This is a genomic window from Meridianimarinicoccus roseus (assembly GCF_003172915.1).
Classification (GTDB): Bacteria; Pseudomonadota; Alphaproteobacteria; order Rhodobacterales; family Rhodobacteraceae; genus Meridianimarinicoccus; species Meridianimarinicoccus roseus.
This window is the reverse complement of record NZ_QGKU01000036.1, coordinates 1-20,335: the sequence shown is the minus strand read 5'-3', so window position 1 is coordinate 20,335 and position 20,335 is coordinate 1. Positions and strand designations below refer to the sequence as shown.

At 65.8% G+C, this 20,335-nt stretch carries 15 protein-coding genes and 4 pseudogenes; 13 read left to right on the top strand and 6 right to left on the bottom strand.

The genetic code is table 11. The features are described from left to right. The first annotated feature begins 11 nt into the window (after nucleotides 1-11). Entirely contained in the window at nucleotides 12-1,583 is a 1,572-nt protein-coding gene (locus tag DKT77_RS11655) for a caspase family protein (protein ID WP_109811885.1), read from the top strand. A 136-nt stretch (nucleotides 1,584-1,719) separates the two neighbouring features. On the opposite strand, the gene DKT77_RS11650 is transcribed toward DKT77_RS11655, so the two are convergent. Beyond that, nucleotides 1,720-4,032: a xanthine dehydrogenase family protein molybdopterin-binding subunit gene (locus DKT77_RS11650; RefSeq protein WP_109811884.1), complete on the bottom strand. Its 2,313-nt coding sequence runs from the start codon at nucleotides 4,030-4,032 to the stop codon at nucleotides 1,720-1,722. A 3-nt stretch (nucleotides 4,033-4,035) separates the two neighbouring features. Beyond that, the gene (locus DKT77_RS11645) at nucleotides 4,036-4,488 is read right to left on the bottom strand and encodes a (2Fe-2S)-binding protein (RefSeq protein ID WP_109811883.1); all 453 of its coding nucleotides are present in this window, start codon (nucleotides 4,486-4,488) and stop codon (nucleotides 4,036-4,038) included. A 130-nt stretch (nucleotides 4,489-4,618) separates the two neighbouring features. On the opposite strand from DKT77_RS11645, the gene DKT77_RS11640 reads away from it, so the two are divergent. The 4 genes from DKT77_RS11640 (at nucleotide 4,619) to DKT77_RS11625 (ending at nucleotide 8,415) form a co-directional block, all read left to right on the top strand. Then, on the top strand, nucleotides 4,619-5,575 hold the full coding sequence (locus tag DKT77_RS11640) for an XdhC family protein (RefSeq protein WP_109811882.1): 957 nt from the start codon (nucleotides 4,619-4,621) through the stop codon (nucleotides 5,573-5,575). Beyond that, complete coding sequence (locus tag DKT77_RS11635) at nucleotides 5,572-6,174, top strand: nucleotidyltransferase family protein (RefSeq protein ID WP_109811881.1); 603 nt, start codon at nucleotides 5,572-5,574, stop codon at nucleotides 6,172-6,174. Before DKT77_RS11640 ends, DKT77_RS11635 begins: the two co-directional genes overlap by 4 nt. Before the next feature lie 557 nt (nucleotides 6,175-6,731). Then, nucleotides 6,732-7,193, top strand: coding sequence for a thiol-disulfide oxidoreductase DCC family protein (locus DKT77_RS11630; RefSeq protein ID WP_109811880.1), 462 nt, complete (start codon nucleotides 6,732-6,734; stop codon nucleotides 7,191-7,193). Nucleotides 7,194-7,467: 274 nt separating this feature from the next. Then, on the top strand, nucleotides 7,468-8,415 hold the full coding sequence (locus tag DKT77_RS11625; protein ID WP_238547830.1) for a DMT family transporter: 948 nt from the start codon (nucleotides 7,468-7,470) through the stop codon (nucleotides 8,413-8,415). Nucleotides 8,416-8,967: 552 nt separating this feature from the next. On the opposite strand, the pseudogene DKT77_RS20985 reads toward DKT77_RS11625, so the two are convergent. Continuing rightward, nucleotides 8,968-9,224: pseudogene (locus DKT77_RS20985) on the bottom strand (IS3 family transposase); the annotation flags it as partial. A 106-nt stretch (nucleotides 9,225-9,330) separates the two neighbouring features. Here DKT77_RS20985 and DKT77_RS21535 point away from each other — a divergent pair. The 3 pseudogenes from DKT77_RS21535 to DKT77_RS21530 form a co-directional block, all read left to right on the top strand. Next, nucleotides 9,331-10,063: pseudogene (locus tag DKT77_RS21535) on the top strand (transposase); the annotation flags it as partial. Nucleotides 10,064-10,125: 62 nt separating this feature from the next. Further along, nucleotides 10,126-11,295, top strand: a pseudogene (locus DKT77_RS11610) (transposase); the annotation flags it as partial. A 171-nt stretch (nucleotides 11,296-11,466) separates the two neighbouring features. Next, a pseudogene (locus DKT77_RS21530) lies at nucleotides 11,467-12,383 on the top strand (transposase); the annotation flags it as partial. On the opposite strand, the gene bhcR reads toward DKT77_RS21530, so the two are convergent. Beyond that, the gene (bhcR, locus tag DKT77_RS11600; RefSeq protein WP_109811877.1) at nucleotides 12,364-13,251 is read right to left on the bottom strand and encodes an HTH-type transcriptional regulator BhcR; all 888 of its coding nucleotides are present in this window, start codon (nucleotides 13,249-13,251) and stop codon (nucleotides 12,364-12,366) included. The pseudogene DKT77_RS21530 and the gene bhcR overlap by 20 nt on opposite strands. A 164-nt stretch (nucleotides 13,252-13,415) precedes the next feature. Here bhcR and bhcA point away from each other — a divergent pair, with 164 nt between their 5' ends. The 5 genes from bhcA (at nucleotide 13,416) to DKT77_RS11575 (ending at nucleotide 18,361) form a co-directional block, all read left to right on the top strand. Continuing rightward, nucleotides 13,416-14,606 carry an L-aspartate--glyoxylate aminotransferase BhcA gene (bhcA, locus tag DKT77_RS11595; protein ID WP_109811893.1) on the top strand — a complete coding sequence of 397 codons (1,191 nt, stop codon included), beginning with the start codon at nucleotides 13,416-13,418 and terminating at the stop codon, nucleotides 14,604-14,606. Then, complete coding sequence (gene bhcB / locus DKT77_RS11590) at nucleotides 14,606-15,574, top strand: beta-hydroxyaspartate dehydratase BhcB (RefSeq protein WP_109811876.1); 969 nt, start codon at nucleotides 14,606-14,608, stop codon at nucleotides 15,572-15,574. Before bhcA ends, bhcB begins: the two co-directional genes overlap by 1 nt. Before the next feature lie 13 nt (nucleotides 15,575-15,587). Further along, the gene (gene bhcC / locus DKT77_RS11585) at nucleotides 15,588-16,751 is read left to right on the top strand and encodes a 3-hydroxy-D-aspartate aldolase BhcC (RefSeq protein ID WP_109811875.1); all 1,164 of its coding nucleotides are present in this window, start codon (nucleotides 15,588-15,590) and stop codon (nucleotides 16,749-16,751) included. Between the two features lie 81 nt (nucleotides 16,752-16,832). Continuing rightward, the gene (bhcD, locus tag DKT77_RS11580; protein ID WP_109811874.1) at nucleotides 16,833-17,798 is read left to right on the top strand and encodes an iminosuccinate reductase BhcD; all 966 of its coding nucleotides are present in this window, start codon (nucleotides 16,833-16,835) and stop codon (nucleotides 17,796-17,798) included. A gap of 44 nt (nucleotides 17,799-17,842) precedes the next feature. Further along, nucleotides 17,843-18,361, top strand: coding sequence for a CIA30 family protein (locus DKT77_RS11575; protein ID WP_109811873.1), 519 nt, complete (start codon nucleotides 17,843-17,845; stop codon nucleotides 18,359-18,361). A gap of 40 nt (nucleotides 18,362-18,401) precedes the next feature. Here the strand turns inward: DKT77_RS11575 and DKT77_RS11570 are convergent, their stop codons facing one another. Continuing rightward, nucleotides 18,402-18,902, bottom strand: a complete 501-nt coding sequence (locus DKT77_RS11570; protein ID WP_109811872.1) for an ureidoglycolate lyase — start codon at nucleotides 18,900-18,902, stop codon at nucleotides 18,402-18,404. After that, the gene (gene puuE / locus DKT77_RS11565; protein WP_109810120.1) at nucleotides 18,899-20,314 is read right to left on the bottom strand and encodes an allantoinase PuuE; all 1,416 of its coding nucleotides are present in this window, start codon (nucleotides 20,312-20,314) and stop codon (nucleotides 18,899-18,901) included. The genes DKT77_RS11570 and puuE overlap by 4 nt, the downstream gene beginning before the upstream one ends. Nucleotides 20,315-20,335 lie beyond the last annotated feature (21 nt).

Below are 20,335 nucleotides of genomic sequence, written 5' to 3'. Positions count from 1 at the left end.
GGACCTCCGCGATGTTGCTCCTCTCCATACACTCGAGGCTGCGACTGGCCATTGCCGGGCTACTACTCGCCGTGCTTCCGCTTCAGGCATTGGCCGAAAGGGTGGCGCTTGTCATCGGCAACAGCGCCTATGCCCACACCACGAGTCTTGCGAACCCCCGCAACGATGCGGAGGCACTGGCTGCGCGCCTGCGGGCACTCGGGTTCGTGACCATCGAAGGATATGACCTCGGGATCGCCGGGATGCGCCAGAAGACGCAGGAATTTGCACGCGCATCGCGCGATGCTGACATCTCGCTAGTGTTCTATGCCGGGCACGGCATCCAGGTGGACGGCACGAACTATCTGATCCCCGTCGATGCCCGGATGGAAGACGAGCTTGCTATCGACTTCGAGGCGTTCCCGATCGACCTGCTGACCCGCCAAATGAGCTTTTCCGACGGCGCGAACCTGATCATCCTCGATGCCTGCCGGGACAACCCGTTCGACACCCTGTCACGATCCCTTGGCGGCGCGACCCGGTCCATCTCCACGCGCGGCCTTGGTGAGATGGACGTAACCGATACCGGCATCGGCACCGGCATCGTGTTCGCCACCGCCCCCGGCGAGGTGGCCGAGGACGGGGCCGGGCGGAACTCGCCCTTCACTTCGGCGTTGCTGAACCATATCGGCACGCCGAACACCCCCTTCACCAGCATCATGACGCGCGTGACGGGAGAGGTTTTCGCTGCCACCAACGGACGTCAGCGACCGTGGTTCAATCAGTCCTTCACCGGCGAGGTGGTGCTGCACCGTGTGGCGGAGGCGCCAGTCGCGGTGGCCGAACAGGGCAGCGCACCGACCGCGGCAGCCAACGACGACAGCGCGGAGGAAGAGCGGTTCATGTTCGATATCGCGCGAGATTCGGGCTACCTTGAAGACTATCAGGCCTATCTCGACTTTCACCCAGACGGGCGTTACGCGCGCTTTGCCCGCCTGGCCATCGAACGGCTTGCGCGGTCCGGCGACGTCCCGGACGGGGGGCCTGCCAGCGAAGAGATGGTCATCGCAGAAGCGGAAGCAGCGGCAGAAGCGCCCGCCTCTGCCGAACCGCTCTTGGCGGCACCTACAGCGATCGTGACGCGGGCCTACGATCCGGGCGCCCCACTCAGGCTGGAGCCCCGCGATGCCGCGCGCAGCGCCCCGGCATCGCAAGCCACTGAGACGGCCCTGGGAATGGACCGGCAGAAACTCCGCGAAGTGCAGGCCCGGCTGAACGCGGCCGGGCAGAAGGTCGGCAGACCGGATGGCATTTTCGGGCCGCGCACCCGCGCCGGCATCACCGCATGGCAGACCCAGAACGGCATGGACTCCAGCGGCTATCTGAACGCGGTGCAACTGCAACTGCTGACCAGCCAGACTGAAGCGACCTATGCGGCCTTCCTGCGTGCGCCCGTCCGCACAAGCAGCAGCAGCGACCGCCCGCGGCAGCCCCAGCGCGCGGCCCCCGCACAGACCGGCGCCATCGAAAACGGGCTGGCCACTGTCGGCAAGCAGATCGACGGGGTTATCCTGGGCATCGGCAAAACCATTTTCGGCAACTGACCTGGCGGACGATCCGTAGGCCGCTCGCAAGGCCCGAAGACCCGTTCTGCCGGAAGTCGAGCGCGCGCGACACCTTGAGCCTGGGCGCGCGGTGGCATCTCGGGCGCCAGCGGCGGCACCCGAGACAGTCGGCCGGTCAGATGGTCCGGCCCATGGGCAGGCCGCGGCGGCGCGTTCCGCTCGCCTTGAACACCGCGTTCGCGATTGCCGGCGCAATTGGTGGAAGGCCCGGTTCACCCACGCCGGTCGACGGCGTGGCGAAATCGTGCGGCACGATGTGCGTGACCACCTTGCGCGGGAAGTTGTCCGCGCGCACCACGTCGTAGTCGTAATAGTTGGCCTGCACGACGGCCCCGTCCCGATAGGTGATGGAAGAGTCGAGCGCAACGGTCATGCCCATGACGGCCGCCCCTTCCATCTGGCTCGCGATCCGCTCGGGGTTGGCCGCGAAACCGCAATCGATGGCAAGGTGCAGTTCAGGCACCGTGATCCGCCCATCCACCATCTTCACATGCGCCGCGCAGCCCACGTAGGACACGAAGCTGCGGTGCACGGCCAGTCCGATGCCTTCGCCATCGGGAAGCGCCTTGCCATAGCCGATCCCGGCTGCGGCCGTTTCCAGCACATGCGCAAGGCGGCCGGTCTGGATGTCGAAACCCTGGCCCGGCGGTTCGCCGTAGTTCCAGTAGGTTTCCGGGAAGCCGGACGCCGCCGGGTCGATGGTGCGCGGCGCGCCGATCAGTTCCAGCCACATCTCCTTTTCGTCACGGCCAAGCTCGGCCGCAAGCTCCCCCACGAAGGACCCGATGGCGAAGGCACGCGGCACATTGGACACCGCCCGGAACCACCCGATGCGGGTATGCGCCATCGCCTTGCCGTTCTCGCAGGATATGTTGGCGATATCGAAAGGCACGTCCACATGCCCCATCCCGTTCTCGACGGGGAACTGGTAGCCGCTGTCGGGCGCGAAGGTCGACACGATCGACGGCGCGACAGAATTGTGCCGCCAGCCCGTCACCCGGTCCTCGGCATTGAGCGCGACCTCGATCCGCTCGGCCGACGTCGTGTGATAGAAGCTGTGCCGGACATCGTCCTCCCGCGTCCATTGCATCCGGACGGGAACCCCCGCCATCTTGCTCAGCAGCGCGGCTTCGGTTGCAAAATCGGCCTTGGACTTGCGCCCGAAGCCGCCGCCCAGCAGCGTCACGTTTACCTTCACGTTCGCCACATCCATCTCGAGCGCGGCGGCAATGTCGGTGCGCGCCTGGTAGGGGCTTTGCACCGGGGCCCAGATCTCGGCCATGCCGCCCTGCACCTGCGCCAGCGCCACAGGCGGTTCCATTGCGATATGGGCAATGTGATCGCCGGTATATGTGTGCCCGAACACGCGCGCCGCGTTCGCGAAAGCGCCATCGGGGTCGCCCTGCGTGCGCAGCGCGTTGCCCTTCTCCAGCGCCGTCGCCTTCATCTCTTCCATGAAGGTATCGGAGTTGTACCCGGCATGGGGGCCGTCGTCCCATTCGATCGTGATCAGGTCGCGGGCCTTTATCGCCGTCCATGTGTCGTCGGCCACAACCGCGACACCACCAAGCGGCGCGAAACCGGCGGGCGGGATGGAATGCGGCAATTCGTAGACACCGACGACACCGGGAAGCGCCAGCGCCTCGCTCGCGTCGAAACGCACGACCTTACCGCCGACCACAGGCGGGCGGACAGCCATGGCGACCTTCATGCCCGGCACCGTCACGTCGCCGCCATAGACCGCCTTGCCAGTCGTGATGTCATGCAGGTCAGTGATCTGCACCTCGCCCTTGCCAGTGTAGCGGAACGCGTCTGGCGATTTGTAGGCGATGTCCTCGTGCGCGGGCACGGGCATGGCCATGGCTGCCTCGGCAAGATCGCCGAAACCGAGGCTCTTGTCGCCGTGTCGCACGACATGGTTCTCGACTACCACCTCGCTTGCCGACACGCCCCACCGCTCCGCCGCCGCGGCAGCCAGCATGTGGCGGACCGACCCGCCGATCTTTCGCGCCGCCTGGATGTGGTGCCGCATGGACCGCGAACCGTCTGTGTTCTGGTTGCCGTATTTCGGCTCGTCCCCCTCGGCCTGCACAATCACCACGCGGTCCCAGTCCGCTTCCATCTCGTCGGCCATGATCATCGGCAGGGACGTGCGCGCCCCGGTGCCCATTTCGGACCGGTGCGCGACCAGCGTCACGGTGCCGTCCGCGTCTATCGACACGAAGACCATGGGATCCTCGACCACGCCGTGGGGCATGTCAGTGCCACCGGTCTTCCAACGCTCGAACGCGCTTGCGTCGGTCGCGTAAACGGCCAGCGCGAAGGTTGCGCTGCCACCAAGAAAGCCGCGGCGCGAGACCTTCTGAACGGTCAGGTCCAGTGCCTTGCGCACCGCCAGGGTACCGAGATCTTCTAGATACGTAAGCATGGCTCAGCTCCCCGTGCTGGCGAGGCGAACCGCCCCGACGATGCGCTGGTAACACCCGCAACGGCACACGTTGCCGGACATCGCGCTGAGGATTTCCTCGTCGCTGGGCTTGGGGTTTTCCGCAAGAAGCGCCGCGGCCTGCATGATCTGCCCTGACTGGCAAAACCCGCATTGCGGCACGTTGAGTTCGCGCCAGGCTTGCTGCACCCGATGATCCCCATTCGGATCAAGCCCTTCGATCGTCGTGATCTCGGCACCTTCCGCCTGACCAAGACTGACCTGGCACGCGCGCACGGCTTTGCCGTTCATGTGCACCGTGCAGGCGCCGCACAGCCCGGCGCCGCAGCCGTACTTCGTTCCGTTCAGGTTCAGATGATCCCGCAGCGCCCAGAGCAGGGGCATGTCCGATCCCGCGTCGAATTCACGGCTTTCACCGTTGACCACTAGTCTGGCCATCACGTCCTCCCATTTCTGACAGGTTGTGTTCCCTGCCGTTTATCGGTCTAGACTAAACCAAAAGGAGAAACGGCGTTAGCGGTTTCGTCGCAGACTTCCGCCGCAGCGCGGCATCCAAGGGGGAAAGCAAATGATGGGAGAGGCGAGTTTCCGCGCCCCGTTCGCCTTCCTCGCCGATCGTGGCGGCAGAGGCGCGCTGGCCGTTCTGACCGAGACCCAGGGACCGGCCTATCGCAGCGCCGGAAGCGTCATGGCCATAGGCGAGGATGGCAGCCGGGTCGGATCGCTGTCGTCCGGCTGCATCGAAGCGGACATCGCGCTGCAGGCTGCGCAGGCCCGCACTGACGGGCGCGCGCGGGTGCTGCGCTATGGGGCCGGGTCGCCCTTCGCAGACCTCAGGCTGCCCTGCGGGGGCGCGATGACGGTGCTGGTTGTGCCAGATCCCGACCCCGCCCCCCTGCGCGCTGCGCTGGTACGGACGGCCGCGCGGCGCCTTGCGACACTGACGATCGATCCCGAAAGCGGGCGCATGTCCTGCATGGACCCGGCACCTGCGCCCGGCTTGCACGTGACATGCCCGCCGGAGACACGGGTGCTTGTGCCGGGCGCGGGCGCGGAGGCACGGTTCTTCGCCGCGCTGGCCCATGCGGCGGGCTATATTGTCGAGGTATTCACCCCCGAGGAGGAGACCCTGCGCGCGGCATCCGCGCTTGGCGTGTCGGCCAAGGGGCTTTCCACGCTGGACGCGTGGGCGCCCGGTCCACTCGATCCGTGGACCGCGGTGGTGCTGTTTTTCCACGATCACGACAGGGAACCCGCCCTGCTTGCCGCCGCACTGGCCAGCCACGCCTTTTATGTCGGGGCGCAGGGCAGCCGGAAGGCGCATGACGACCGGCTTGCCACGATGCGCGCCGCAGGCGTGGCTGAGACGGACCTCAGGCGCCTGCGATCGCCCATCGGCGTGACGCCTTCAACCCGTGATCCCCGCGCGCTGGCGATTTCGGTGCTTGCTGATATCAGCGCCGCCGCCCCGGCCACGCAGACGATTCTCGGAGCGGGGGGCGCCGTTGCGGCGGACCCTGCGTGACGCAGATCGGTCTGCTGCTCTGCGCCGGGCACGCACGCCGCTTCACAGCCGGTGACAAGCTCGCGGCCCGGTTTCGCGGTGTCCCGCTCGTGCTGCATGCCGCGACGGCGCTGCAACGCTCCGGGGTTGCGACCTGTCTCGCCGTGGCACGGCGCGGGCCGGTCGCTGACTGCCTTGCGCAGAGGGGTTTCGACATCGTCCACGCCGGCCCGGAACAGCAAACGATGTCCGACAGCCTGCGCCTCGGGGTGTTGCAGGCCATCGCGCGCGACGCAGTCGGCGTACTGATCGCGCTTGGCGACATGCCATTCGTGACATCCAGCGACCTGACGGCGGTGAGGCAACGCGGATCGCAGATCGGGATCGCAGCCGCAACCGACGGCACAAGGCGGCTGCCGCCCGCATGGTTCTCGGCCGCGCATTTCCCGACCCTGCTGGAGTTGGCGGGCGACCAAGGTGCCGGTCAGCTGTTGCGCCGTCTCGCACCCGAAGCCACAGTGACCCTGCACCCCGACCTGCTGGCAGATATCGACACAGAGGACGACCTTTCCCGGCTGGAACCGCTTGAACTTCGGGCCGCGGGCGACCGGACCGAGTGATCGCGACGAACGGGCGGCAAATGTGCACCGCCGGTATGACACCTGCAACGTGACGAACGGCGGACGTAATCCGCTCAGACCACTGACCCGTCCGTTCATTGGCCCGGACGAAAGGGCGCAACGGTGGAGTCGCGCGGCATGAGACGCGTGCAGCGGCCGGTTCTGGCGGAGAATAGCACTTTGCCTCCCGCTAATAGTTTCCCGTTTCCCGTTTCCCGTTTACATGGCATGGGCGCGGAAAACGCGCCGCGCAATCGCTCGGGCCGGTACATTGCCTGGTGCCCTTGGCACAACGCGAGGTGTGGCCGCCGGGATCCCCCAGTAGGTACCTCAAATGATCAGGTTCTGAAATCGAGGGATTCGTCCCCGACGACCACAGGACCATTGCTATGGCTCGGCCATGTCATTTCCTGTCACCTCAGGCGGAACCCGCCGCTGGCTCGACGCCCGGTCAAAGGTCCGCACACCGGGCCTTTCCGGGCAAGGTTGCAATCGTCCCGTTTCCTTCCGGGACGCTTGGGACCATGCTGATGACTCCACAAGATGGAGAGGTATCCATGGCCGACCCCTGCAGCAGCACAGCGTTTTCCTACCGCAACGACCCGACGGTTCCGCCCTTCGATGATGCCGGACCCGTCGCGGTGATGGACGGGACGTGCAGTCTGTGTTCTCAGGGTGCGCGCGCAATCGCGCGCCTCGACCGCGCGGGACGCTTCCGGATCTGCCCGGTCCAGTCGCCGCTGGGCACCGCGCTGGTGCGTCACTATGGGCTCGAACCGGACGATCCCGAGACATGGCTGCTGATCGACCACGGCCTGGCATGGTCCGGCATGGAAGCGATCATCCGGATCGGAACAGTCCTTGGCGGTATCGGCCGGATCGCCGGGGTGATGCGATTGTTGCCACGCCGGGCGCGGGAATGGGTCTACCGGCGCATTGCGCGCGACCGCTTCCGTTTCGGAAAGGCTGACATGTGCGCGCTACCGGACCCCGAACTGACGCGCAGGATAATCACCTGACCCAAGTGTGCCCGTCTTAACGGTCACCCTGCCAGAAGCATCGGCCTACCGGACGCGCCCGGGAGAACGGCCCGCGCGAAGGCAGGGCAACCGCCGGACCGGCAGCGGCGGGTCCGGAGCGGCATCTCGGCAAGTCGACAGTTTCGCAGCCTTGCAGGTGATGCCGCTGCGTGACGTCCAAGGCCTGCGGCTTGACGCAGGCGTCGGTGCATCCCGCGCTGCCGGACTGCGCGCAACCGATGGACGCGCCCCGCGCGGCGGAATAAACGAAATCATGAACGGCCCTGTTCCCTCCGCCCCGCCCACCGACCGCATCCTTGCGGGCGTCGCCCTGATGGTCGGATTCTGCGTTACCGCCCCGTTGCTGGACGTGGTGGCCAAGCTTGCATCTGGGACTGTGCCGGTCGGGCAGATCACCGCGGCACGCTTTGCCGTGCAATGCGCCCTGATGGCGCCCGCGCTTTGGCTGATGGGGCTGCCTGTGCGGGTGCCCCGCGCGCTTTGGCTGGCTCTTCTGGCGCGCGCAGCCTTGCTGCTGGGCTCGACCTTCTGCTTCATCGCCGCGATCCGTGTGATGCCGCTGGCCGATGCGCTGGCGATCGTTTTCGTCGCCCCGTTCATCGTGCTGCTGGTCGGCAAGTTCTACCTGTCCGAAGATGTAGGCCCGCGCCGCGTGGCGGCGGCGATGGTCGGATTCGTCGGCGTGCTTTTCGTAATCCAGCCCAGTTTCGCCGCCTTCGGCGCGGTGGCGCTGTTCCCGCTCGGCACGGCGGTAGGTTTCGCGTTCTACATCCTCGTGACACGCGGGCTGTCGCGCAGGGTACACCCGGTGGCGTTGCAGTTCCACACCGGGCTGGCCGCCAGCCTGATGTGCCTGCCAGTGCTGCTGGCGGCCGAAGGCACAGGGTCCGCGCTGCTGGATCCGGTCCGACCCGAGGGCGTGGCGTGGCTCTGGCTTCTGGGCGTCGGGTTCTTCGCCACGCTGAGCCACATGATGATGACCTACGCGCTCTCGCTGGCGCCATCGGCCACGCTGGCACCGTTGCAATACCTGGAGCTTCCGGTGGCAACGCTGCTGGGATTTTTGGTGTTCGGCGACTTCCCCAACGCACTGAGCCTGACCGGTATCGCCATCATCATCGGCGCCGGGCTCTACATGATCCACCGCGAGCGGGTCACCGCACGGCAACTCGTGTCCGACCGCCCGGCCCCGCCGGTCTGAACGCAAGCGGGCCAACCGGCGCAAGCCGTCCGCCACCGCAACGCAGCCTCGGCAAGGGGCCATCAGCCCGCCGCAAGAGTTTTGCTCCAGCTTATCCATGTCGTGCCAGTGGCAAGGACCAGGCTCTCCCACAGTACCGGGATCTGGCGAAGCCGCGTCGTTCGGTCATCGATCCCACAGGGCAACATGCCCACCTCTGCGAAGTCCGGGATCGACTGGTGCCCCCCGATGGCAACAACGAAAACGGGAGCCGGTCTTTCGATGTTGGTCGGCACGGAAATGCTCGGTCCGGCCGGGCTTACTTAGATGCGCCGCGCCAGCGGGTCGCCGCGCCAGCGGGTCGCCGCGCAAGAACGCGGAGAACCTGATCAGCCGGTGGACAGGCGGAGGCGACTTCATCGACCAACTCCCCGCTGCAGGTCGCGAGTATCCGTGGCATCACCGTCACGATGCGGTCGATCCCGTCATGGGTCACCTGCGTGGTCGCACGGCCGTTGTCGCCCGGATAGGTCAGCTGGTCCTGTCACGTATTTGTACCGCACCAGTTCTCGCTCAGGCCACATGGCGTTCGATCGCCAATGGGCTTTGGCCTCCCGGTGCTGAATGCCGACGGCGCAGGTTACAGAAACCGTTGAGATTTCGAAGATGGCCATCTCAGCCTGTCAGGGGGTTTCGCGGATCCATCGCCATAGCAGGTCTGCCTTGACGGTCTTGTAGTAGGTTTCGACAGCGGCATTGTATTGGCAATTCCCGGTTCCGCTCATGGACACCTTGAAGCCGTGTCGGCGCAGGACCTTCTGAGAATCGCGAGGACGGTATCGGACGGAGTCAACGGGTCGTCGCAACACCCCGTTGATGAAGGTGCAGATGACGAAAACCAGCAGATGAAATTCCGAACGTTGTTCACGGGACAAATTGAACTCGCCAGGCCAGGCGCCAGTCTGGAAAGGTGAGCATCCGTGCCGGTTCCGGCGGGCCATTGCAGCAGGGCTGTCCAGCGAGGACGCCGCTGTTGCAGCGGGTGTTTCACCTGACGTCGGAACCCGATGATTTCGGAGTTCTGGCGCAATGCCTCCCACACATCTTGGGCCAGCGGCTCCTGTGCCGAAGCGCCGTAGCCTCTCCTTCGCGGAACGTGAGGAAATAGCCTTGGAGTGGGCGAGCGGCACAGGTGTCCGTGCCATCACCCTCAAGCTGAGCAGACCGCCAGCACAATCCTCCCGAGAGACCCGGCGCAACTTGGCAACCCGTGGCGGAGACTTCGGCTACGATGCGATCACGGAGCAATGGCACGCCGAGCGTCCTAAGGCCAGAACGCTCACTCTCAACCCCGCCCCGCGCGACTAGGTGCTGGATCGGCTGTCCGGCCTGTTCGCGACGCGGGGGGGGGGGGGCGTTTTTTGAGGGGCCGGTCGTGGTTTGGAAAGGACGCCAAACCGTTCATCGGCAAAGTCGGCGTTGGTCCTCTGCTTGGAATGCGGAACAGATCGCGCAGCGCCTGAAGGTGGGCTTCCCCGAGGATCCGACGATGCAAATCAGTCATGAAGCCATTTGCCAGGCTCTTATTATTCAAGGACCCGGAGCCCTGAAGCGAAAGCTCTCCGCCTGTCTGCGGTCCGGCCGGGCACTTGGCAGGCTTCGGGAAAAGTGCGCGCTAGAAAGAAGTTCGAGAACATGGTTCACCCTCGGCACATCGTCGCAGGGGTGACGATGCGCGGGGCGGACGAGACGATCGGGTCGCTTTTCGGCTTTGCCGATATGGAAGAGCGCATCCCCGCACGGCGCCCTCTGCGCGAGATCGGGCAGGTGGCCGATTATGCGCCGACGAGCCTCGATGGCGCATTCAATGAAATCTGGACCGGTTTCGGCAGGCCATCGATCCCGCCGGAGCACCTGATCCGGGCGGGCCTGCTACAGATCCTGTTCTCGGTCCGATCCGAACTGCAGTTAATGGGGCAGATGGTTTTCAAGCTGATGTTCCGCTGGTTTTTCGGGCTTCGGGTCGCCCATCCGGGACGGAACTCGGCCGTGTTCACCGAGAACCGAGACCGGCTGCCGACCACCGGGATCGCACGCAAGGTGATGGCGGAGATCCTGGCCCATCGCGAGGTCGCGCCGCTTCTGTCGGACGAGCACTTCTCGGTCGACGGCAGGCCCATATATGCCTGAACTTCGATGAAGCGTTTCCAGCCGAAGGCCGACGCCAACCGGCCTGACGATTAAGGGCCAAGCGACCCGGCCGCCGCTGAGACCACCCCGGATACCGCGCCTTCCCGGACCTCGGCCGAGAACGACCCGATGCCCGGCAACAGCCGCCGCCACCGCAATGCCGAGGTCGACTTCAAAGGCGAGAAGCGTTCCAAGGCCACCCATGCCTCGACCACCGACCCCGACACACGGCTGTACAGGTCCAGAAGAAATCCCCCGGGCCCTGCGCGATGCCGTGCTTCATCGGGCAAGCGCTGATAGAGAAGCGTTCGGGTTTGTCGTGCTGAGGGATCTGACCCAAGCCGACGGTCATGCCGAACGGCGGCGCGCTGCACTGGACATGATCCACCGCCTTTCCCGCCCATCACCCCGACGGCTGACGCTGGGCGCCGAAAAGGGCCACGAAGCATTCGGGTTCGTGTCCGAGCTGCGTCACGCCGCATGTCGCCCAGAAACCGAGATACTCAGCGATTGATGGCCGAACTTCCCCAAACGAGGGCTGCGCCCTGTCACAGAAGCATCGGAAGCGGATCAAGGAGGCATTCGGATGGGCCAAGACCGTCGATGGCACGGCCCAAACCATTTATCGCGGCGTCCAGCCCACCCGGGTCGCAGTTCATCCTGACGATGGGCGCCAAAAATCTCGCAAGACTGCCCCGGTTGCTGGCAGCGAGAGAAAGAGAACGCCACAAGGCACACACGTCGAACGCCCCGACAGACAAGCCGATCCCGCCACCCAGCCCTGATGATGGAACAGCGTTTCGGCTCGGGGGATATTTCAGCGACCCGTTGGACCCGGTTGCGACATCTTCTCTCTTCCGGCCGGAAAACAGGAGACTGGCGTTGGCGAAAACGGAACCGGAATTGCAAGAGCGACGGCGCGCCGAGCACAGGTTGCGAGCGAAAAGCCCCGTCGCGAAGGTCGCGAGACATCTCGGGCGGCACGGCTCCACAATCTCCGGCAAGATCCGGCGCAACCGGTTCGTGGTTGACGAACTTCCCGCACCGAACGGCGACCGCGGCGTGTTGGCTCAGAAGCTTCGGGCCGCGCACCGCCAGGGTCGGTGCAAGCTGATCCGTTTGCCTGACCCTCGCGAAGTCGTCGTCGACCGACTTGTGGGTCGGCGGGTCGCCGGAACAGATCACGCGCCGCCACGGCTTCGACGGGAAACCCCGGCATTCAGGTCACGAGACGATCGACATCCATGGCAACAGCGGCGAAGGCCAAACAAAACCGCCCGTCCGTCACTTGCCCAGTCGGCAAAGCAAACGGCAACAACGCCATGCGGGACGCTCCAGAGGGCATTTTCTTCACCGTATCGGTTCATTCGGCAGCGACCGGGGCACGTCAACACACGCGACGCCTCCCCGGTCGAACGCAAGACCGGACTACCCGTGTTGTTCCACAACACCGACCTCGGTTCCGCTGACCTCACCAACAATCCCAAGCACGTCATGGAACTCCAGCCACAACCTGCGGGTCGATCGACCCATTCGTCCGGCACCCCGGGGTCCGGGAGTGGAGGAAGCTTGACACGGGCATCGGCACGTGACGCTGGTTCTGCGGTCCGCAAGCACCGTTCCAGAAGGTTTCGGCCGAAAACCCGGACAGGCAAGTGCGCCGCCAATTCCCCGGGGACACCATCCTCGCTGTGCACTCGAACCCATGTGAAAGCAATCTGCGAACGCCTGAACGGCACCCCGGGAAATGCCAAGGACGAAGAATACCGACAGAGGCCTTCAGCCAGAAGATGATGAAACCGGGCTGGCGGAAACCGTCGAAACGAAGCTTGAGCCATCAACGGGCGCGCCGCCAAGGGCGCCAGACAGCGTGGCGGCCGCGCGGCGCACCTCGCCGCCAAGGCGATCCATGTCAGCGGCGCGCACCCGTGTTGTCGGCCCCGACACCGACAGGCCCGCAACCGGATCACCGTGCAGATCGAAGACCGGCGCGGCAACGCAACACATGCCTTCGTTGCGTTCCTCGGCATCGATGGAAAAGCCGCGCGCCCGCGTAGCGACCAAGTCCGCTTCCAGCGCGGCGCGGTCGGTCAGCGTCTGCGCCGTAAACCGCTCGGGCGGATGCGCGTCCAGCACCCTTGCAAGCCGCCCCGGCGGCATCTGCGCCAGCAGCGCCTTGCCGATACCGGAGGCATGCATCGGCGACAGCGTGCCCGGCGGAAAGAACGCCCGGATGCTGGCATGGGTTTCCACCTGGCTGACGAACAGCACCTGGCCTTCTGTTTCCACCCCAAGGTTCGCAGTCTCGCCAGTCTGTTCCATCAGGGCACGCAGGATCGGGCGGGCCCGGTCCACCAGCGCTGTACGGCGCAGGAAGCGCGCGCCGATCAGGAAGGCCCCGGCTCCGATCTGCCAGATCTGTCCCTCTGGATCGAACTCGACCAGCCGACGGGTCTCCAGTGTGACCAGCACGCGATAGACAGTCGCCGGTGATTGCCCAAGATCGCCCGCAAGCGCCGACAACGTGCTGCCCCCGGCCGCACCCAGTCGTTCCAGAACGTCGATCGCCCGATCGAGCGATTTAATGGTATTCTGGGAGGTCTTGTCGTCCCAGTCACGGGGCCGACCCCGCGCACGGCGGTCAGGCGTAGTCGGGTGTTGCTTCATCCGTCGGGCCTTTTTCTGAAAAACGCCTTCACGCTATGAAAAATTCAAGAGATTGACAAGATTGATCTTTTCTTGGAACCCCGCTTTCTGAAAAACGTTTTCAAAAAAATTGCACGCCGTTTGGGCAAAGGTTAGAAGGCCCTCGACACATGGAGGAGATGGTCATGAGCTTTCAGAACCCGGTTTTCATCCCCGGCCCGACCAACATTCCCGAAGTGCTTCGCAAAGCCTGCGACATGCCGACGATCGACCATCGCTCGCCGCTGTTCGGGTCGATCCTGCACCCCGCCCGCGCTGGCGTCCGGCAGGTTCTCAAAAGCGACGCGGCCGAGGTTTATATCTTTCCCTCCACCGGCACCGGCGGCTGGGAAACGGCGATCACCAACACACTCAGCCCCGGCGACAGTGTGCTGGTCGCCCGCAACGGGATGTTTTCACACCGCTGGATCGACATGTGCCAGCGCCACGGTCTCGACGTGCAGATCGTCGAAGTACCTTGGGGTGACGGCATCCCTGCGGACCGCTACGGCGAGATCCTGAAGGCAGATACCGGACACAAGATCAAGGCGGTGCTGGCCACGCACAACGAAACGGCAACCGGCGTGAAATCCGATATCAGCGCGATCCGCCGCGCGATGGACACAGCCAAGCACCCGGCTCTGTTGATGGTCGACGGCGTCAGTTCCATCGGGTCCATGGACTTCCGGTTCGACGACTGGGGCGTGGACGTGGCCGTTACCGGCAGCCAGAAGGGCTTCATGCTGCCCGCGGGCCTTGCTATCGTGGGCTTCTCGCAGAAAGCGCACGCGATGACCGCCTCGGCCGCTCTGCCGCGCACCTTCTTCGACATCCGGGACATGGACAAGGGGTATGCCAACAGCGCCTATCCTTACACGCCCGCGGTCGGACTGATGAACGGCCTGAAGACGGCTTGCGACATGCTTCTGGCAGAAGGGCTGGACAGCGTTTTCGCACGCCACACCCGAATCGCAGGCGGCGTGCGCGCCGCCGCGGATGCCTGGGGGATGCCGCTGTGCGCAACAAGCGCCGATGTGCAGTCCGACACGGTCAGCGCGATCCGCACGCCCGAAGGCTTCGACGCGACGCGCATCGTGACCCATGCCGCCGAACGCTACGGCGTGGCCTTCGGGGTCGGGCTGGGCGAGGTCGGGGGCAAGGTGTTCCGCATCGGCCACCTGGGCAGCCTCACCGACGTGATGATGCTGTCCGGCCTCGCAACGGCGGAAATGGTGATGGCCGATCTCGGCCTGCCTGTCCGGCTCGGGTCCGGTGTCGCCGCAGCCCAGGAATTCTATCGCGCCACCCCGGCGCAGTCACAGAAGGACGCAGCGTGATGAAGGACGCCAGCCCGCTTGTCATTCCCACCTATGACGACGTGATCGCAGCTCATGACCGCATCGCGCCTTATATCCACCGCACGCCGGTCCTGACCTCGACCTACTTCAACGAAATGACCGGGGCCGAGTTGTTCTTCAAGTGCGAGAACTTCCAGAAGGCCGGCGCGTTCAAGGTGCGCGGCGCATCGAACGCGGTGTTCGGCCTGCCGGACGACATGCTGGAAAAGGGGGTTGCCACCCATTCCAGCGGCAACCACGCCCTGTCGCTGTCCTATGCCGCCGGGCGCAGGGGAATCCCTTGCCACGTGGTTATGCCACGCACCGCACCGCAGGCGAAGAAGGACGCCGTGCGCGGCTATGGCGGGATCATCCGCGAATGCGAGCCCTCCACCACTTCGCGCGAGGCGGTCTTTGCCGAAGTGCAGGCCGAAACGGGCGCGGATTTCGTGCACCCCTATAACGACCCGCGCGTGATCGCCGGACAGGGCACCTGTTCGCGCGAACTGATGGAGCAGGTTCCCGGCCTCGACGCGGTGATTGCGCCGATCGGCGGCGGCGGCATGATCTCGGGCACCTGCCTGACCTTGTCGAACACCGCGCCGGGCGTTGAGATCTACGCCGCTGAACCCGAGCAGGCCGACGACGCCTATCGCAGCTTCAAGGCAGGGCACATCATCGCCGACGATGCGCCGAACACCATCGCGGACGGGCTGAAGGTACCGCTGAAGGACCTGACCTGGCATTTCGTGTCGAACCACGTCACCGACATCCTGACCGCGTCGGAGGACGAGATCATCGACGCAATGAAGCAGACATGGAAGCGCATGAAGATCGTCATCGAAGCAAGCTGCGCCGTTCCACTCGCCACCATTCTGAAGAATCCCGACGTGTTCAAAGGCAAGCGCGTCGGCGTCATCATCACCGGCGGCAATGTCGATCTCGACACGCTGCCCTGGATCAAATGAGAGGGAGACAGACATGAACGCCCCCGTGAAATTCGACGAGCTCGAAGTCGGTTACGACATTCCCGCCCTGCCCGGCATGGACGAAGCCGACATCCAGACCCCGTGCCTCGTGCTTGACCTCGACGCGCTGGAACGCAACATCAAGAAGATGGGCGATTTCGCCCGCAGCCACGGCATGCGCCACCGGGTACACGGCAAGATGCACAAGTCGGTCGATGTTGCGCTGCTGCAGGAGCGCCTTGGCGGGTCCGTCGGCGTGTGCTGCCAGAAGGTCAGCGAGGCCGAGGTGTTCGCGCGCGGCGGCATCAAGGACGTGCTGGTGTCAAACCAGGTCACGCAGCCCGAAAAGATCGATCGTCTGGCCCGCATCCCCAAGCTGGGCGCGCGCGCCATCTGCTGCGTGGACGATCTGAACAACATTCCCGACCTGTCGGCCGCTGCCGTGAAGCACGGCACGCAGATCGAATGCCTGGTGGAAATCGACTGCGGCGCCGGGCGCTGCGGGGTGACGACAACGCCCGAGGTCATAGCCTTGGCCAAGGCGATCGACGCTGCGGAGGGACTGAAATTCGCCGGGCTGCAGGCCTACCAGGGCGCGATGCAGCATCTCGACAGCTACGAGGAGCGCAAGGGCAAGACAGATATCGCCATCGCGATGGTCAAGGACGCCGTGGACACGCTGAAAGCCGAGGGACTGGAGTGCGATATCGTCGGCGGCGGCGGCACCGGCAGCTACTATTTCGAAAGCGGCTCGGGCGTGTACAACGAACTGCAGTGCGGCTCCTATGCCTTCATGGATGCCGATTATGGCCGCATCCTCGACAAGGACGGCAACCGCATTGACCAGGGCGAATGGGAGAACGCGCTGTTCATCCTGACCTCGGTCATGTCCCACGCGAAGGCAGACAAGGCGATCTGCGATGCCGGCCTGAAGGCGCAGAGCGTGGACAGCGGACTGCCCTTCATCTTCGGCCGCACTGACGTCAAATACGTCAAGTGCAGCGACGAACATGGCGTGATCGCGGACCCGGATGCCGTTCTGAAGGTCAATGAAAAGCTGCGCCTCGTGCCCGGCCACTGCGACCCGACCTGCAACGTGCACGATTGGTATGTCGGCGTGCGGGGCGGCAAGGTCGAAAGCGTCTGGCCCGTTTCGGCGCGCGGCAAGGCCTACTGATCCCGGCAAACGCCGTAAAGAGCCGACTGGACGGGGGCGGGTCCATCCCGCCCCCCTGAAACGTCAACGAAGGAAATAAGTATGATCATCGTGCCCGAAGCGGCCATTGCAGACCTCATGACCCGCGAGCAGGCGTTCGACGCGGTGGAAAAGGTCTTCGCCTCTATGTCCCGGCGCAGCGCCTACAATTTCCCGGTGATCCGCGAGGCGATCGGTCATGCGGACGCGCTTTACGGCTTCAAGTCGGGCTTCGACCGCGACAGCCTTGCGCTGGGGCTGAAATCGGGCGGCTACTGGCCGGGCAACGCCGACAAGGGCCTCACCAATCACCAGTCGACGGTGTTCCTGTTTGACGCCGATACCGGCAAGTGCCGGGCGGTTGTGGGCGGCAATCTGCTGACCGCACTCCGCACCGCTGCCGCCTCTGCGGTGTCGATACGGCACCTCGCGCCCAAAGGCGCGAAGGTTCTGGGAATGATCGGGGCCGGCCACCAGTCTGCCTTCCAGATGCGCGCCGCGGCCGAGCAACGCGGCTTCGAGAAGGTGATAGGCTGGAACTACCACCCCGAGATGCTGGCGCGCCTTGCCGACACAGCGGCCGAACTTGGCCTGCCCTTCGAGGAAGCGAGCCTTGAACGGATCGGCGCCGAAGCTGACGTCATCATCTCGATCACTTCCAGCACCGCGCCGATCCTGATGGATGCACATGTGACAGGTGGCACCCACATCGCCTGCATGGGCACCGACACTAAGGGCAAGCAGGAGGTCGACGCGGCGCTCGTGGCGCGCGCGACCGTTTTCGCGGACGAGGTGGCGCAGTCGATCAGCATCGGCGAGTGCCAGCACGCCATTGCTCAAGGCCTCATCGCCGAGGGCGACATCGAGGAGTTGGGCGCAGTGATCAACGGTGATGCGAAGGGCCGCTCGTCCGATGACGAGGTAACGCTGTTCGACGGCACCGGGGTTGGCCTTCAGGATCTCGCCGTCGCATCCGCCGTGGTGGACGTCGCGCTCGCGAAGGGCGTCGCGGTAGAGGTCGATTTCTGACCGGGCCCATCGACGCCGAAGCGCACGGGCGCTAGCCTGTGGCCATGACCGAACCGCACATAATCGATGACCTCGCCCTGCCCCATCCCCGCGCCGCCACCGGCACAGACTGGCAGCTGGTGTCGGACAGGGTCATGGGCGGCGTGTCTTCGGGCGGGCTGAGCCGCGAGGTCGTCTCTGGCCATCCTGCACTGCGGCTTCAGGGCGATGTGCGCCTCGACAACGACGGTGGTTTCGTTCAGGCCGCGCTGGACCTCGCCCCGGACGGCGCCGCGCTTGACGCCCGCCCGTGGCGGGCCATCGCGCTGGATGTCGCCGGGAACGGGCAGTCCTACAATCTGCATCTGCGCACCGCCGACGTCACCCGCCCGTGGCAATCCTACCGCGCCACGTTCACGGCCCATCCTGACTGGTCCCTGGTCGAGTTGCCCTTTACGCGGTTCGCACCGCATCGTCTGGATGCACCGCTCGATCTGTCGACGCTGCGACGGATCGGGCTGGTGGCGATCGGCCGGGCTTTCCGGGCCGATCTTGCCGTCGCCCGCATCGCGCTGATCGCCTGAAAGCGTGGCATGCACTCACAACCCCCGGATATTGTTTGGATTATTTTGGGGTTCGGGTTTGTGTGATGGTGTAGGGGGGGTTGATGTCGTGTTCTTGCAGGTTCGCTCCGGGGCCGATGCGGTCGATGACGGCGAACAGGCCCGGGGGGTGCAGCGGGGTCAGCACGCCGTGCCAGGTGCCGCGGCGCAGGTTGATGCCCTGGCCGGGGGCCGTCACGAAGGCCAGCGGGCGGCCCGGCACCCCGCCGTCGTCGGGCGCGACCACCACAAGGAACGGCTCGGGCCCCATCGGCACGAAGGCCTGGCTGCCCTCCGGGTGCCGCTCCAGCAGGTCGAGTTCCAGCGGCAGCGTGCGCGGCACGGCCTGGAACAGGCTGATCCCCGCCCGCCCGTCGCCGAAATCCAGCCCCGCCCGGTCGTGGAACCGCCCGCACAGCCCGCGATTGATGATCCGGTCCGGCGCCCCCGCCGCCTCCAGCACCTCGCCGAAGGGCGCGAACCCGGCCTGCGTCAGCGGCTGTGCGGCGATCGTCCGGCTCATCGCGCCAGCAGGTCCCGCACCCGCAGCGCCGCGATCCGTTCCACCTGGCGGCAGGCCTCGGCGAACTCGGCCTCCGGCGCGTTGCCCAGCCGCCGCTCGAACGCGCGCAGGATCCCCGCCTTGTCGTGGTCGCGCACCGCGATGATGAACGGAAAGCCGAACCGGTCCGTGTAGGCCGCGTTCAGCCGCGTGAACGACGCCCGCTCCGTGTCGGTCAGCGCATCCAGCCCCGCCCCCGCCTGTTCCGCCGCGCTGTCCGCCGTCAGCCGCCGCGCCGCCGCCAGCTTGCCCGCGAGGTCGGGATGCGCGCGCAGCACCTCCAGCCGCTCCGCCTCCGATCCGCCGCGGAACGCCCGCACCAGCGCCGAGGACAGCCCCGTCGCCGTGTCATGCGCCGGGCCGAGTTCCAGCGCGAAGGCCCGCTCCGCCACCCAGGGCGAATGTTCGAACACGCCGCCGAAGGCCGCCACGAACCCGGCCCGGTCCATCCGCGACGGGCGCGTTCCGGCCGCCGCGGGCGGATGGGTCGCCGCCCAGTGATCCGCGATCTGCTCGCGCGTGGCGAACCACACCCCGTCATGGCCGCGCACGTGATCGAGGAACCGGCGCAGCGCAACCGCCCGCCCCGGACGCCCGGCAAGACGGCAGTGCAGCCCCACCGACATCATCTTCGGCGCGCCCGCCACCCCTTCGGCGTAAAGACAATCGAAACTGTCGCGCAGGTAGGTGAAGAACTGCTCGCCCGAATTGAAGCCCTGCGGCGTGGCGAAGCGCATGTCGTTCGCGTCCAGCGTGTAGGGCACGACCAGCTGCGCGCGCCCGCCCGCCTCGATCCAGTAGGGCAGATCGTCGGCGTAGCTGTCCGCGACATAGGCGAAGCCGCCCGTCTGCGCGGCCAGCTCCACCGTCTGCATCGAACAGCGCCCGGTGTACCAGCCGCGCGGGGCTGCGCCCGTGACCTCGGTGTGCAGGCGGATCGCCTCGGCCATGTCGGCGGCCTCCTGCGCCGGGTCCATGTCCTTGTACTCGATCCATTTCAGCCCGTGGCTGGCGATCTCCCAGCCCGCCGCCTGCATCGCCGCAACCTGTTCGGGGCCGCGCGCCAGCGCCGTGGCCACGCCGAACACCGTGACCGGAAGGTCCGCCATCATCCGGTGCAGCCGCCAGAACCCGGCCCGCGCGCCGTATTCGTAGATCGATTCCATGTTCCAGTGCCGCTGGCCCGGCCAGGCCGCCGCGCCCACGATCTCCGACAGAAACGCCTCCGACGCCGCGTCCCCGTGCAGAACGCAGTTCTCGCCCCCCTCCTCGTAGTTCAAAACGATCTGAACCGCGATCCGCGCACCCCCAGGCCAGCAAGGATCCGGAACCAAAGGCCCATGACCACAAAAATCACGAGGGTAACGAGACATAAAGAAAATCCTCCGGAAGAT